Source organism: Listeria sp. ILCC797 (assembly GCF_900186185.1).
GTDB lineage: Bacteria > Bacillota > Bacilli > Lactobacillales > Listeriaceae > Listeria > Listeria goaensis.
In genome coordinates this window covers 93,548-107,015 of record NZ_FYBS01000002.1, presented here as the reverse complement: position 1 = coordinate 107,015, position 13,468 = coordinate 93,548, and the positions used below count along the sequence as shown (strand labels likewise).

Here is a 13,468-nt window from a genome sequence, read left to right as displayed (position 1 = left end):
TCCATTTTACTATAAATCCCCCGCCGTGTGTTACCCTAAATCTTGACCCGTCATAACGATATAACTAAGCAAGAAAATATTCAGCGCCACAATCACAATTGTTGCACACCAGGCGGTGATTTTCACTAAGCGGCTATTCGCAAACTCACCCATTTTTTGTTTGCTACTCGTAAACAAAACGAGTGGTACAACCGCAAACGGCAATTGCAGGCTAAGAATAACCTGACTCCAAAGCAGCAGCGAACCCGTTCCTTTTTCGCCTGCTAGAAGCGTCACGATAAACACAGGAATGACCGCAAGAAGCCTCGTAATCACACGCCGTAGCCACGGTTTCATACGAAGGTGAATAAAACCCTCCATGACGATTTGACCGCTTAAAGTACCCGTAATGGTCGAATTTTGCCCAGAAAGAAGAAGTGCCACAGCAAAAAGCGTGCTCGCAATCCCCATGCCAAGCGTCGGACCGAGCAGATTATACGCCCCCTCAATCTCCGTCACATTCAGCCCCGTACCGTGAAATGCCGCGGAGCCGAGAATCAAAATCATAGAATTAATAACAAAAGCTACGGTTAGGGAAAAAGTGGAGTCAATCTTCGCGAATTTGACCGCTTCCTTCTTCCCATCTCGTGTCCGGTCGTAGCGCCTCGTCTGCACAAGTGACGAGTGCAAATACAAATTGTGCGGCATCACTGTCGCCCCAAGTATGCCAAGCGCAATGAAAAGCATCGCAGGGTTTGTCGCAATTTCTTTTTGCGGAATATAGCCTTTCATAAGCTCCGCCACGTTCGGGTGCGAAACCACAACCTCAAACCCAAATATTAAAAGAATGGTTGTCATTAAAACAATGACGATGGATTCAATAATACGAAACCCTTTTTTCTGTAAAAGTAAAAGCAGCAAGACGTCGAGCGTCGTAATCGCCACCCCTAAAAGCAGCGGGATACCAAACAATAAATTCAGCGCAATGGCAGAGCCAATGACCTCCGCAATATCCGTTGCAATAATAGCAAGCTCCGTCAAAATCCACAGCACCACCGCCGTTTTTTTCCCAACAGCAGCCCGAGTTGCCTGCGCGAGATCCATTCCCGTCACAATTCCAAGCTTCGCCGACAAACTTTGCAAAAGCATCGCAATTAAGTTGGAAATTAAAACGACACTAAGCAACGTATAGCCAAATCTCGCGCCCCCAGCAATTGATGTCGCCCAGTTCCCCGGATCCACGTAACCAACCGCAACAAGCGATCCTGGCCCCATAAACGCCAACAATTTTTTCATAAAACCAGCATTTTTAGGGATCCGAACCGTGCTATGCACTTCTTCCAAACTAACATTGTGCGCGTCTTGAATCCACGCTCCCTTTTTCTTTTTTTTATTTATGATAAGCTCCTCTGACTCCATATGCCTGCCTTCTCTCTATTTCTAATAAATATATTTTGCATCAAGGAAACATTTTTGTCAATAGGAAAATATCGAGTTTTGTAAAAAAAGAGCCGCCCCCATAAAGATGAGTCGACTCTCACTATCACATTGATAGCAATCTTTTTTATCTAATTCCATTTCCACAAAAGAAGCATTTATCCAGTCAGATAAGCAACCACCAGTGCCCACCTATTTTCAAATAAATTCACTTCCCGCGCACCCTCCGCGTCTTCCTAAATTGCAGCGCCAAATCGAGAAGCGCAATAAGCCACAGCGAAACGAAGCTCGCTACAACAGGTAAGGTCGTCAATTGGTTGATTAAAAACGCGGCGATTAGAAGCAGCACTAGCATGGTGTCTTTCCAAAAAGAAAATTCGATTTCCGCTTTTTGATGAAACCCAAACACAATTTGTTTCGCAATAAAAAATACGGCGACCGCACCATAACTAAACAGCAGTAGAATGTTCTTTTCAAGATGCCCAGCAAAGAGCAAATGAATATTTGCGGCAAGAATCATGATGGCCACGATGATAAAATAATGCCCGTAAAGTAAAACTTGCCCGTTTGTTTCCTTTTCATTGTCTAAAGCATGTTCAAAACTGTGGAAGTAAGACACGAAAAGCGTGGCAATTAGACCGAAACTTAATATCGTATAAAGTAACATGTATAAATTTTCTGTATGCCCAACTAAAAGGCTGGTAATCGCAACGATACTTTCCCCAAAAGTAATAATGACAAACAATCCAAAGCGCTCCGCCAAGTGCGAGAAATCCACGGGTACTTTTTTTAGGCGACGTGTGAGCACAATCGGCATAATAATATCAAATGAAATCCCCACATACATGACAAAATAACGAATTGGGCTAGCAAAAAACATCGAACTTAGCGAAATGAGAATGCCTATTAGAAAAATCGTTCCGAGCAACTTCGAAACACGCCTAGCATCCGCCAAAAGCCTTTTGCTCACAATAAAATATTGTAAAACCGTAATCAGCCGAATCCCCGCATACCCAATGATAAACGTATAAAATGTATTGTTAAAGTTCAAATCAAAACTCGCCGTCATCAAAATGAGGAAGAACATCTGGCTCAACATAAACATCTCGGGTCTTTTCACTTGTTCCCCGTAGCGATTGAAAAACATCGTCTGACCAATCCATGCCCAAAACATCGGCGTCACCATCAGCAAATATTCGCCAAAATAAACAGCAACTTTCCCCGGATGCTCGTCAACTTCAAGCAATAAATGCGTCGTACTCGACACCGCAGTTACGAAGACTAAATCGAAAAAGAGCTCAAGCCAGGAAACTTTTCGCTCTTTCTTCAAGTCTAAAACATTCATTTACGGTTCGCTTCCACTTCTTGGTACTCCTTCTTACGTGCAAACTCAGCTTTAGCAAACGGACAAAGCGGAATCACTTTTTTATTTTCCCGTCTTGCCTTTTCGACAGCGTGCGCCACTAATTGGCTAGCAATTCCTTGGCCACGCATCTTATCATCCACACCAGTATGATCAATGATAAACATCGTTTCACCTGCATCTGTAAATGTAATCTCGCCTACTTCTTCTCCGTTATCATCAAGTGCATAAATTCGGTTCTCACCATTTTTGAATTCCATCACACATCTCTCCCTACTTTTCATTTTCAGTCGTATGAACAATGTACTTCAGCGCCCCACTCGGGCACGTATCAATGACGCGAACAACCTCTTCTGGCGCAACATTATCTGGTAAAATCCATGGTTTCCGGTCCAAATTAAACAGCTCACCATTCCCGCGCACACAATTTCCCGAGTGTGCACAAATTGACGTATTGAAAAACACATCTACTTTTTCCCCGTCATACTTGCGGTAGCCCTTTTCGAGTAATTCTTGTTCATTCATCAAGCATTCCTCCTAATTAAAATATGGATTTGTCGCTTTTTCAAAACCTATCGTAGAAGACTCTCGGTGCCCCGGGTAAATAATCGTTTCATCAGGCAAAGTAAATAGCTCAGTTTGAATACTACTAAGAAGCATCTCCGTGTCACCCGTATAAAGGTCTGTCCGCCCAATGCTGCCTTTAAATAAAGCGTCACCAACTACGGCAAAATCACCGAAAATAAAACTCACACTCCCAATGGAATGCCCTGGCGTCGGTACGACTTTAAATTTGATACCAGAAAAATCATAATCTCGCATCTCCAGTTCAAATTCCGCGGGACGCGCTTTAATCAAAGCAAATCCGTAATCTCTTAACATAATCGAACCATTATGCTCCGGATTCCCAAGCCATTCCTCTTCAAGCGGACTCACGTAAACAGGAATCTCGTAGTGGTCACGAATCGTGTCTAACGCACCAATATGGTCATAATGCGTATGCGTCAGCAAAATCGCCACTGGCTTTGCACCTGTCCCTTCAATCATCTCAATGATTCGCTCCGGCTCACTTCCCGGATCAATGACCAGAAGCGACTTCCCGTCATGAACCACATACGTATTTTCTTCCACTGGCCCTGTCACAATATGCTCTACTTTTAGCATGCAAACACCCACACCTTCATTATAATTTCTAGCTTCATTATAACGCACGAATCCAAACAACGCGAGTCCTCGAGGTTGAAATTCATAGACCGCTATACTAAAATAAAACAAGAACCAGAAGAGGAGGAAATAAAATGGCAAATATGCTACATACATGCATCCGCGTCCAACACTTAGACAAATCCCTTGATTTTTACACGAACGCTTTTGCATTAAAAGAAACACGCCGCAAAGACTTTCCAGAACACGAATTCACGCTCGTATATCTCGCTTTCGAGGAGGGTGGATTCGAACTTGAACTCACTTATAATTATGATAAAAAGGAACCTTATAATATTGGCGACGGCTATGGCCACCTAGCTGTTGGTGTAGACGACTTGAAAGCCTCTCACCAAAAACACGTCCAAGCGGGCTACACCGTTACAGACTTAAAAGGTCTTCCAGGTAGCGATCCAACTTATTACTTCATCACCGACCCAGACGGCTACAAAACAGAAGTTATTCAAAATCGCTAAAAATAAAAGCCAAGCATGCGTTCACAACATGCTTGGCTTTTTTACTCATCAAAATAAACAATCATATACTTCCGTCCACGTTCCTGATCATACCCTTGCACAAAATCATCTTCGTTCAAGTTTTCCAAATCCTTAACCGTAAGCGTAATATTTCGCCCCAATTTAAGCGTTTTTCTCACTTTTTTAGAAAGCTTCTCCGCTTTTTCCTCGTCCACCTGAAATTCCTTCGGCAAACGAAAATTATTTTCCTGCTCAAAGTTCTCCACAATCGTCTTAAATTCCGCCTGTTGCACCGGACTCTCAATCGTTTTCTCCGTAAACGCATCAATATCAAGCATTTCTGACGACTGCATATACTCGCTCGTCGCCTTCACAAAACTCGCCTTCTCCATCAGCGACTCCTCTTTTTGCTTAATATAGTCCGTACAAATATTAACAAAGCTCTCTGTATAAAATTTTTCATCCGCAGTTTTTTCAATCGCTAAAAAGCGGTCCTTCCAATATATCGAGTCATTTTTCGAAAGCCGACTGAGCACCAGCACTTTGCCTCCATCTTCAAGTGCATCATTAAAAATAAAGCACCCTTTATCTAAATCAGTACCCGTCACCCCTGAATCATAACTAATCGTGAATTTTTCCCCATTAAAATCATTTTTAACATATACTTCTTTATTTTCCACTTTAAAGATCCCAATTGCATTCGTGAAATTCCCATCCACAACGCAGCCTTCCAATTCAAAAATCCACACATCACCACTTTTAATATTCGGATGTGTCGATTCACTATATAAATGCTTTAAAATTTGCTCTGTATCCTCTAAAAAATGCGTATTATCAGCAAAAATATTATTAGAATATGTATAAACCTCATTGAAATCCAAACTCGTTTCATGCGTAAAATGAAAAAAATCATCATTTTGAAAACCATCACAAAAAATCGAAACAAGCGTCCGGTTCAAATCTTCCGAAATATCCGTCAAACAATTTTTTGACACCTCATAGCCTTCCTCCTGCGCTTTATTCCCCACAAAATGAACTACGAGCTGCTTCACTTTCGCATATGTAAAATCCACCATCTAATTCGTCACTCCAATCTTTCCAACTATTAGCATACCTGACAATCCAAAAATTTGCTATACTAAACTAAAAAGGAGTTTTTCAAATGGCCACTCAAGCATTTATCAACAGCGTCTATTCCGTCATCCAGCGAATCCCAGAAGGCAAAGTAACCACATACGGCCAAATCGCCTATATGATTCACCATCCTAAAAACGCCCGCCTAGTCGGCAACGTCCTAAAACATACCGACCGCACACTTAACATGCCTTGTCATCGCGTTGTGAACTCATCCGGACGCACCGTTCCCGGCTGGCCCGAACAAACAACATTACTACATCAAGAAAACGTCCCCTTTAAAAAGAATGGTTGTGTCAATTTAAAACAATGTTTCTGGCAAGGCTAGAAGCGCTTATCCAGCTCAACTAACACACCCGAATCATTATTTGATTTCGCCTCAAAACAAGCTGCTTTTTTCACATAATCAGGCGCATTCTCCATCGCAAAACTAAATTCCGCGAGCCTAAGCATCTCTAAATCATTGCCACCATCTCCAAAAGTCATCACTTCGTCTTTAGAAATGCCCCATTTCTCCATCAAAATCTCAATCGCATGCCCTTTATGATAACCCGGCTGAATCAAATCAATACTACCATGCCCACTACTAACAGGCGTCGCCAAATGACTAATCGAACCACTTAACTCGTCCAGCAAGCGGTATGTTTCCTCCTCCTTGCAAGAAAGCGCAAATTTAAACACCACATCATCAATCTCCGAAAAGTCAGCCACTTTTATTAAAACCGGGCAATAAAATTTCACAAAATCACAAAATTCTTCCGACACCGTCTCCAGTACATACGCGCCTTTCTTCCCACAAATAATGGTCTCAAAATCCGTTTTCTCACGCAGAACTGCCGTAATCTCAGTAAAAGCACGCTTATCAAAAATGCCCGCAAAAATATCCTCGTCGCCTTTCCGCACATACGCCCCGTTATCCGAAACGAATGTAATCTCCTCTTTTATCTCTTCAAAAAATGTAGCTAATTGGACATACTGGTTGCCACTCGCAACAACAAATTCCGCTCCTACGCGCCTCATACGCCCATAAATATCCAAAAACCATTCCCTATCATAGTTCTTCTTATCATCCAAAAAAGTCCCATCCATATCTACTGCCACTAATTTAATCATTCCAACACACCTTTCCTCATCTCCACTATACCAAATGAAATGCATTTCATGTCAACTGTTTATAAAAAATATTCTTCAAGTGCATTATTAATAAATATTTGCAAATCGAATCCAAACTAGTATAATTAAAATTACTGCGACACAATCTAAAAAAGTCTGTAGTATTACTTATATTTCAGGAGGAAAACTCATGTCAGAAACTATCTTAGAAACAAAGAATGGTAGATCCTCATTCTTCGACGGCGGGCTATTACAGTATATTGGTTGGAGTATACTAGGCGCTCTAGTCACAGTATGCACGATTGGAATTTGCTTCCCGTGGGCTCTATGCATGGTCTACGGCTGGAAAATAAATCACACAGTTGTGGAAGGGAAAAGACTACAATTCAACGGCTCAGCAGTTGGACTGTTCGGCAATTGGATAAAGTGGTTGCTCTTGACAATCATCACTTTTGGAATTTATAGTTTCTGGTTATTTATCAAACTAGAAGACTGGAAAGTAAAAAACACCACGTTCAAAAACTAGAATTCCAGCAGCAAACAAACGAAAAAAGCCGTGGACTTGGTCCACGGCTCCTTTCAGCGCAATCAAATATTGATTAAAAAGCTAAAAGGTATAATCACTGTTTTATTCATTCCAATCGCAATAATTATTAATAACCGGTAAATAAATTAAGGCGACAAAAATTCCGACTTTTTATCAGGGCTTTATAGTTTATTTTGCTTTATCCCATAAAGGACATGGGTATTCAGGAGGTTCACCATCTCTAACTTTTCTACGATTTGTTAAAACTCTACTCTGCATAATATCTAAAAATTTATCCATTGCATCAAATGGGCTCTCAAATTTATACTTTCCCATTACACTAGCTCGGTCAGCAGTCATATAAACATCATAAGTATTTTCACTTTTTTCCATTCTAAGTTGATATTCTTCTCTACCATTTTCTGATCCCTCAAAAATTGAATATCTCAATTTTTCATAACCCAATAAACGAATATCATCTTCCAATAAATTTTTAATTTCTTTTAGTTCATCGTTCATGATTTATTTAACCTCCTTCAGTAACCCTAATTTTTCATACCAGTCTACGACTGTACCTAGTTGGATTTGAGTTCCTCCACCTGCTCCAAATACTTCAGCTATTGTCCCTTGTTGCGGATTAGCTATATCTTTAAAAGTAAATTTATAGTCTTTCATGGAATCTAGAAGATTCCTTTGTTCTCCCATGTTCAAGCCATTAAAAGCTTCCTTAACATTTTCTAAATTTATATCTTTTATGACTTCATATTGATGATACGGCTTCACACTTTCAGGGTAAGGAAGTCCTCTTGTATCATATTCTAAAATTCTTCCGTCTTCAACTGGACTAGTGAATTTACCAAATGGATCTCCATATCTATCAATAACTTGCCCCTTCTTCAAATTTGCATCTATAGTACTAGGTTTTCCAGCACTGTCACATACAAACCCGTCTGCATCAGGCCATTTTATTTCCCCTTCCTTATTCAAACAATCGGGAGAACGAACAAGTTCGCCATGTGTAGATTTATAGGCGGTTTCTCCATTTTTCAATACCACTTTTTTAGGTTCAAACACTTTGTTTGTTCCTTTGATTATATCATCTACCTGACGTCCGCCACTATTCAAATTCAGATCATACTTTTGTAAAACCTCTTTCATCTTCTCTGTGGCATTGCTTACTCTAGATGACCCACCCAGCGGAGCAGCTCCAAGACCATCTGCAGCTAGTTGGCGCCTTGGATTTAAATTCAAGTTATTTTTTAAATTATCGGCTACTTTTCCGACTTCATCAAGAACCCTTGTAGCTTTTTCAACTCTTGTATGTATGCCTTCCTTTACAGTCACTTTTAAACTGTTTATTCGAGTTAAAGCGCTTTTCTGTCCAAGATTGATCAAGTCATCTACCTTGGATGGAACACTTTTAACCCCCTGCAAAAGGTTATCGCTTAAATCAGCTAGTTTTGTGCCTGATCGAATGACTTGCGTTCCGCCCGAAAAAGCTTTCACCCCCGGTACAATATCCAAAATCGAAAATGCTCCACGTATCACTCTTTCTGATGTATCCAGTTCGCGCCCTGTTAACCAGTCTTTGCCACGAATAGCCGCACTTGCTTCTAATCCTCCATAAGCTAGACCTATCCCCGCAATAACAAGTGTATACGGGCATAAAACAGCTACTCCCACAATAACAACGGTGGCAATCACGTTCACCCAGAATTCTTTTTTCTGTTGCTCATCTTTGATGGAGGTATACTCAAAGGCTCGTGAGTTTAACATAGCACTTCTGAACTCTTTTTGGCTCACATCTTGATCTTTATTCTGCCTTTTCCATTCTTCGTACTGAAGCTTCATTTGATTAGCATAATCATTATCCCCACTAAACAAGTCATCTAAACTAACTTCTTTTTTGGGGACCTCCATTTGTTCTTGCGTGTAACTATTTGCATATGTTGTGACGGTTTTAGTCGAGCCTATTCGGTTTTTGGTTGTAACTTTAGAAGCATCTAAATCCCGCATACCTTCCACAAATTCATCTAATACCTCGTAAAAAGGTTGGTCAATCTTGTCATTCACAATTCCCCCCACTTCTCCCGCAAAGTCATGTAAGACCTCAAAATCTTCATAGAGTTCTTGAAGCTTATGTTTGTTATCTGTGTGAGAAAAAGGAATAGCACCATCTGCGTCTAATCTAGCGATATCTATTTCCACTTCTTCTAAGTTCTTGGAAACACCTTTTAAACTGTCTATAGCACCCTTTCCCCAAGCACCTTTACCTATTAGGTTTCCGATGCTTTTTTCTGCTTTTTCAAAATCATCCTCCTGATAATGAACATCTTTCACCAAATGCATTCACCTACCTATTTAGTTTCTCTTCCAGTTTAGCATAAGAAAGAAATGAATATGTGGACATTTTGTGGTTTTTTTATCGAAACGTATACAAAAACATATCCCCAAAACTTTATTTCATCCACTAGTTTGGTGAGCAAGATACTTTCTTTTATTTCGTAATTTGAGCCCACTTTTTTCAGGATACTGTTTAAATTTTGTTTCAGACTTATAAGTCAAATCTGTCGGCCTCTTAAATCCTGATTATCCAAAAAAACAGCAAATAAAATTACTGTAGAAGAGATGAGCCCTTTGTTATCAGGTTTGCTTAGAGTTTTTAAGAAGCTTTGATAAATAAAGTCTTCTTTTCCATCAACGTAAGCCCGACATCAATATGCATTGTATTTGTACACTTTTATCTTAGTCTCTGTTTCCCCGTAGTTGAATCGGTTTTCGGCTCTTAAAAGGAAAAAACACCAAATAACGAAAAAAGCTGTACCTCAATGGGCACAGCTCCTTTCAGCGCAATCAAAAGGAGAAATTCACACAATCAAATAAAGGGGGTATTTGTTTGTGATATATTTCACTGTATAAATATATCACATTCTTTCAATTAATTCAACACTTCACAAACTTTTTATTTTAAATTCATTCCCATCTAATTATTACTATTAAAAAATAATACACACACAGGCAATTTCCAGGCGATGTAACACCTCTAGCGACTTGTTCTTAACAATACTCTTAACTGTTTTAATCTAACACGTAAAAACTATAACAAAAAGAAGCTTTCTCAAATAGCAAAGCTTCTTTTTATAAGTTTCTCGAGAAAATTTTTCACAAACCCAATATTTCACAAATTTATTTTGTTAATGATTCTAATTCATTTAGCTTTTCTTCAAAGACCTTGAGCGCATCTTCAACAGGTTTTGGTGTTGTCATATCCACACCAGCGCGTTTTAATACCTCAATTGGGAAATCTGAGCTCCCAGCCTTTAAAAATTGCACATAATCCTGAACAGCTTTCTCTCCTTCATTCAAAATTTTCGCGCTAAGTGCAGAAGCAGCAGAAAACCCAGTTGCATATTGGAAAACATAATAGTTCATATAGAAATGTGGAATTCTAGACCATTCATAACCAATTTCATCATCGTACTTCATGGCATCAGACCCATAATAATTCTTATTAATTCTAAAATAGTTTTCTGTTAAATATTCCGCTGTAAGAGCCTCGCCTTCTTGATCAGCTTGATGAATCAGATGCTCAAACTCAGCAAATTGCGTTTGCCGGAAAACCGTTCCTTTAAAACCATCTAAGTAATGATTTAACAAATAGGCTCTAACTTTTTTATCCTCATACTTCTTCAATAAATAATCTGTTAGTAGATTTTCATTTGTTGTCGAAGCAACTTCCGCTAAGAAAATAGAATAATCCCCATATACGTATGGCTGATTTTTCCGCGTATAATAACTATGCACACTATGCCCTAATTCATGCGCAAGTGTAAATACGTTGTCAATTGTATCTTGCCAATTCATCAATATATATGGGCTTGTACTATACGCACCTGACGAATATGCCCCGCTCCGTTTCCCTTTATTTTCAACAACGTCAATCCAGCGTTTATCAAAAGCTTCTTTTAGAATTTCTTGATACTCCGCGCCTAATGGAAGCAAGCCATTTAAGACAATATCCTTGGCATTCTCATACGTAAACTCAAGGTTCACATCATTTGATAGCGGTGTATACATATCATACATATGCAATTCATCTAAGCCTAAAAGTTCTTTGCGAAGAGCGACATAACGATGTAATAAAGGCAAATGTGCATTAACTGTTTCAACAAGTGAGTCATAGACCGATTCTGGAATGTGATTTGAAGACAAAGCCGCTTCTCTGGCCGATTTATATCCTCTTGTTTTCGCATAAAAATTAGATTTCTTCACTTGTCCACTAAGTGTCGTTGCAAGGGTATTCTTTAAGCCTTCATAAACCGAATACATACCCAAAAAGGCTTCTTGGCGAACGCGGCGGTTTCCACTTTCTAAAAGCTTACCATATTGACCATGCGTGATTTCAATTTTGTTTCCATCTTCACCCTCTATCGTTGGAAATTTCAAATCAGCATTATTTAATGTATTAAATGTTCTAGACGGGCTTCCCAGTACTTCACCAGCACTTGCTAAAATGGCTTCCTCTTTCTCCGACAAAATATAAGGACGACTTAAATTCAAATCATCTAGCAGATGTTTATAGAGTTTTAAGTCTTCATTTTCTTTCAAATAAGAAGCTAATACGTCCTCATCTATCGCTAAAATCTCCGGATCAAAATAGGATATCCCCGAGATAACTTGTGTAATTAAGCTTCCCGCACGGCTATTTAAACCTTGATATTTTGCATCCGCCGTATCTTGATCTAACTTCAAATGCGCATACACATACACATTTTCTAATTTATTTAATAAATCATCTCTAAATTGCAATGCACGAAGCAAATGTTTCGCGCTTTCGCCTAGCGTTCCTTTATAAGCAGCACTCTTCCCGCTTAACTGCTGCACCTCTTTAAAACCGTTTTCCCATGCCTCATCACTTTCAAAAATAGTCGTTAAGTCCCATGTTAAATGTTCAGGCACTTCGTTTCTTGCAGGAATTGTTTTGATTTTAATTTCCACCATAAATCCATAACCCCCAAAGTCATATTTCTTTTATTATGAGCCAAGAATTCATAAATTGCAAAAAATCACAACTCTTTATCTAAACAACTTTTCGATATAAATAATCTGCCGTTTTATGCGGAAACGTCCCGCAATATATTCCACCAAAACACCCTCACTCTCTAAGAAAAGCAAGTATTCCTCAAGTAGCAAATGACATTCATTAAGTGGCAGGAAAATCATTTTAATTCCAACAACATACTTTCTGAAATATTGTACGATATGCTCTTTACTAAAAGTATCACCCACTTCAAGTAGCTTAAAGAAATTTTCCCATAGCAAGAACTGCCATTCTAATGCTGGTGTGTGGGTCAGAAACTGCCGTGACAACTGAACACCAATTTCTGATGGTAGATTCAAAATGGCATAGCCTGATTGATACAGCTGCTTTGAAAACATACTCTTACTTTTATACTTTGCGTAGAAATAACTTAAATGCTCCCGTTCCATTTTACGGTTGCGTTTAATGTATAAACTTTTAAAACGAATTCTCGCTATTTTAGCTTGCATTTCTTCGAGTGAAATAGAAAGTGGTAACTTCATCGATGAAGCAAAAAAATATTTCCCCACATAATGATGAATATGATAAATTAACTCAAAACACTTTTCTTCTGGATGAAAACAAAATAAGTAGTAGCCTAAATCTTTATCTTTTAGCAAAAAAGCTAACTGAAAAGCTGAAAACAAATACTTGCCCCCGCGCATTGTTAATTCTTGTCCTAATATCCAGTAGGGCTTTAAACTAAGAGATAAGTAGTTTTCCGTTCGTTCAATCATTTCTTTAATTGGTATTGTTGAACATTGATACTCGAGCACAATATTTCCCTCAACAAATAAATCTGCTTGCCGCTTAATCTCCGAGAAATAATGTTCTAAATCCACTTGAAAAGCTTGGGCAGTGAGCCAACCTAATAGTAGCTCTTTAGCCTTCAAATGCTTAGCTGATTCGCCCTCAGAAGCAGTCTTGCACTTGCCACCTTTTTTATGAGCAAAATGTGGTACTTTAATATCGCCATTTTTTAAAATAACTTCTTCTTGACAGCAACAACATACGTAACGCATTTTATTCTTTTCTAATAAATCTCGATTGGTCTTTGTAACTGTAATGACTTTACCAGTTTCAGTTTGAGCAGTAAACATAGATGCACCTCTTTTATATTTTAAATTCGCCGTGTAATCTCAAAATCCTTCTTTAAT

General features: G+C 39.1%; 14 protein-coding genes. 3 read left to right on the top strand and 11 right to left on the bottom strand.

Annotated elements, in window-relative coordinates:
• Positions 1–30: 30 nt before the first annotated feature.
• From BN1609_RS03110 to BN1609_RS03090, 5 genes are all read right to left on the bottom strand, one after another.
• On the bottom strand, positions 31–1,398 hold the full coding sequence (locus BN1609_RS03110; RefSeq protein WP_088840499.1) for an Nramp family divalent metal transporter: 1,368 nt from the start codon (positions 1,396–1,398) through the stop codon (positions 31–33).
• A 226-nt stretch (positions 1,399–1,624) separates the two neighbouring features.
• A complete protein-coding gene (locus tag BN1609_RS03105) occupies positions 1,625–2,761 on the bottom strand; it encodes a low temperature requirement protein A (RefSeq protein ID WP_088840498.1) in 1,137 nt (378 codons plus the stop codon).
• A complete protein-coding gene (locus BN1609_RS03100; protein WP_369821460.1) occupies positions 2,758–3,063 on the bottom strand; it encodes a GNAT family N-acetyltransferase in 306 nt (101 codons plus the stop codon). The genes BN1609_RS03105 and BN1609_RS03100 overlap by 4 nt, the downstream gene beginning before the upstream one ends.
• Positions 3,053–3,304 carry a (4Fe-4S)-binding protein gene (locus tag BN1609_RS03095; RefSeq protein ID WP_088809300.1) on the bottom strand — a complete coding sequence of 84 codons (252 nt, stop codon included), beginning with the start codon at positions 3,302–3,304 and terminating at the stop codon, positions 3,053–3,055. The genes BN1609_RS03100 and BN1609_RS03095 overlap by 11 nt, the downstream gene beginning before the upstream one ends.
• A gap of 12 nt (positions 3,305–3,316) precedes the next feature.
• Positions 3,317–3,943: an MBL fold metallo-hydrolase gene (locus tag BN1609_RS03090; protein WP_088840524.1), complete on the bottom strand. Its 627-nt coding sequence runs from the start codon at positions 3,941–3,943 to the stop codon at positions 3,317–3,319.
• A gap of 134 nt (positions 3,944–4,077) precedes the next feature.
• Here BN1609_RS03090 and BN1609_RS03085 point away from each other — a divergent pair, with 134 nt between their 5' ends.
• Positions 4,078–4,458: a VOC family protein gene (locus BN1609_RS03085; RefSeq protein WP_088809301.1), complete on the top strand. Its 381-nt coding sequence runs from the start codon at positions 4,078–4,080 to the stop codon at positions 4,456–4,458.
• 41 nt (positions 4,459–4,499) lie between these two features.
• Here BN1609_RS03085 and BN1609_RS03080 read toward each other — a convergent pair whose 3' ends face one another.
• Entirely contained in the window at positions 4,500–5,534 is a 1,035-nt protein-coding gene (locus tag BN1609_RS03080; protein WP_088809302.1) for a nucleoid-associated protein, read from the bottom strand.
• A gap of 86 nt (positions 5,535–5,620) precedes the next feature.
• Between BN1609_RS03080 and BN1609_RS03075 the strand changes: the two genes are divergently transcribed.
• Complete coding sequence (locus BN1609_RS03075; RefSeq protein WP_088809303.1) at positions 5,621–5,920, top strand: MGMT family protein; 300 nt, start codon at positions 5,621–5,623, stop codon at positions 5,918–5,920.
• Here BN1609_RS03075 and BN1609_RS03070 read toward each other — a convergent pair.
• Positions 5,917–6,705 carry a Cof-type HAD-IIB family hydrolase gene (locus tag BN1609_RS03070; protein ID WP_088840497.1) on the bottom strand — a complete coding sequence of 263 codons (789 nt, stop codon included), beginning with the start codon at positions 6,703–6,705 and terminating at the stop codon, positions 5,917–5,919. The two genes, BN1609_RS03075 and BN1609_RS03070, sit on opposite strands and share 4 nt — an antisense overlap.
• 190 nt (positions 6,706–6,895) lie before the next feature.
• On the opposite strand from BN1609_RS03070, the gene BN1609_RS03065 reads away from it, so the two are divergent.
• Positions 6,896–7,231, top strand: a complete 336-nt coding sequence (locus BN1609_RS03065) for a DUF898 family protein (RefSeq protein ID WP_088809305.1) — start codon at positions 6,896–6,898, stop codon at positions 7,229–7,231.
• Positions 7,232–7,420: 189 nt separating this feature from the next.
• Here the strand turns inward: BN1609_RS03065 and BN1609_RS03060 are convergent, their stop codons facing one another.
• The 4 genes from BN1609_RS03060 to BN1609_RS03045 form a co-directional block, all read right to left on the bottom strand.
• Positions 7,421–7,750 (bottom strand): Imm59 family immunity protein, encoded by a 330-nt coding sequence (locus tag BN1609_RS03060; protein ID WP_088815411.1) that lies wholly within the window; start codon positions 7,748–7,750, stop codon positions 7,421–7,423.
• Positions 7,751–7,753: 3 nt separating this feature from the next.
• The gene (locus BN1609_RS14035; RefSeq protein ID WP_244169927.1) at positions 7,754–9,571 is read right to left on the bottom strand and encodes a glycohydrolase toxin TNT-related protein; all 1,818 of its coding nucleotides are present in this window, start codon (positions 9,569–9,571) and stop codon (positions 7,754–7,756) included.
• A gap of 846 nt (positions 9,572–10,417) precedes the next feature.
• Positions 10,418–12,232, bottom strand: coding sequence for an oligoendopeptidase F (gene pepF / locus BN1609_RS03050; RefSeq protein ID WP_088840496.1), 1,815 nt, complete (start codon positions 12,230–12,232; stop codon positions 10,418–10,420).
• Between the two features lie 75 nt (positions 12,233–12,307).
• Complete coding sequence (locus BN1609_RS03045) at positions 12,308–13,411, bottom strand: competence protein CoiA family protein (RefSeq protein WP_088815413.1); 1,104 nt, start codon at positions 13,409–13,411, stop codon at positions 12,308–12,310.
• Between the last annotated feature and the right edge of the window lie 57 nt (positions 13,412–13,468).

What these genes read in the sequence shown, in the direction of transcription:
- BN1609_RS03110 (WP_088840499.1), bottom strand. Translation starts at nt 1,398, where the DNA reads ATGGAGTCAGAGGAGCTTATCATAAATAAAAAAAAGAAAAAGGGAGCG.
- BN1609_RS03105 (WP_088840498.1), bottom strand. Translation starts at nt 2,761, where the DNA reads ATGAATGTTTTAGACTTGAAGAAAGAGCGAAAAGTTTCCTGGCTTGAG.
- BN1609_RS03100 (WP_369821460.1), bottom strand. Translation starts at nt 3,063, where the DNA reads ATGAAAAGTAGGGAGAGATGTGTGATGGAATTCAAAAATGGTGAGAAC.
- BN1609_RS03095 (WP_088809300.1), bottom strand. Translation starts at nt 3,304, where the DNA reads ATGAATGAACAAGAATTACTCGAAAAGGGCTACCGCAAGTATGACGGG.
- BN1609_RS03090 (WP_088840524.1), bottom strand. Translation starts at nt 3,943, where the DNA reads ATGCTAAAAGTAGAGCATATTGTGACAGGGCCAGTGGAAGAAAATACG.
- BN1609_RS03085 (WP_088809301.1), top strand. Translation starts at nt 4,078, where the DNA reads ATGGCAAATATGCTACATACATGCATCCGCGTCCAACACTTAGACAAA.
- BN1609_RS03080 (WP_088809302.1), bottom strand. Translation starts at nt 5,534, where the DNA reads ATGGTGGATTTTACATATGCGAAAGTGAAGCAGCTCGTAGTTCATTTT.
- BN1609_RS03075 (WP_088809303.1), top strand. Translation starts at nt 5,621, where the DNA reads ATGGCCACTCAAGCATTTATCAACAGCGTCTATTCCGTCATCCAGCGA.
- BN1609_RS03070 (WP_088840497.1), bottom strand. Translation starts at nt 6,705, where the DNA reads ATGATTAAATTAGTGGCAGTAGATATGGATGGGACTTTTTTGGATGAT.
- BN1609_RS03065 (WP_088809305.1), top strand. Translation starts at nt 6,896, where the DNA reads ATGTCAGAAACTATCTTAGAAACAAAGAATGGTAGATCCTCATTCTTC.
- BN1609_RS03060 (WP_088815411.1), bottom strand. Translation starts at nt 7,750, where the DNA reads ATGAACGATGAACTAAAAGAAATTAAAAATTTATTGGAAGATGATATT.
- pepF (WP_088840496.1), bottom strand. Translation starts at nt 12,232, where the DNA reads ATGGTGGAAATTAAAATCAAAACAATTCCTGCAAGAAACGAAGTGCCT.
- BN1609_RS03045 (WP_088815413.1), bottom strand. Translation starts at nt 13,411, where the DNA reads ATGTTTACTGCTCAAACTGAAACTGGTAAAGTCATTACAGTTACAAAG.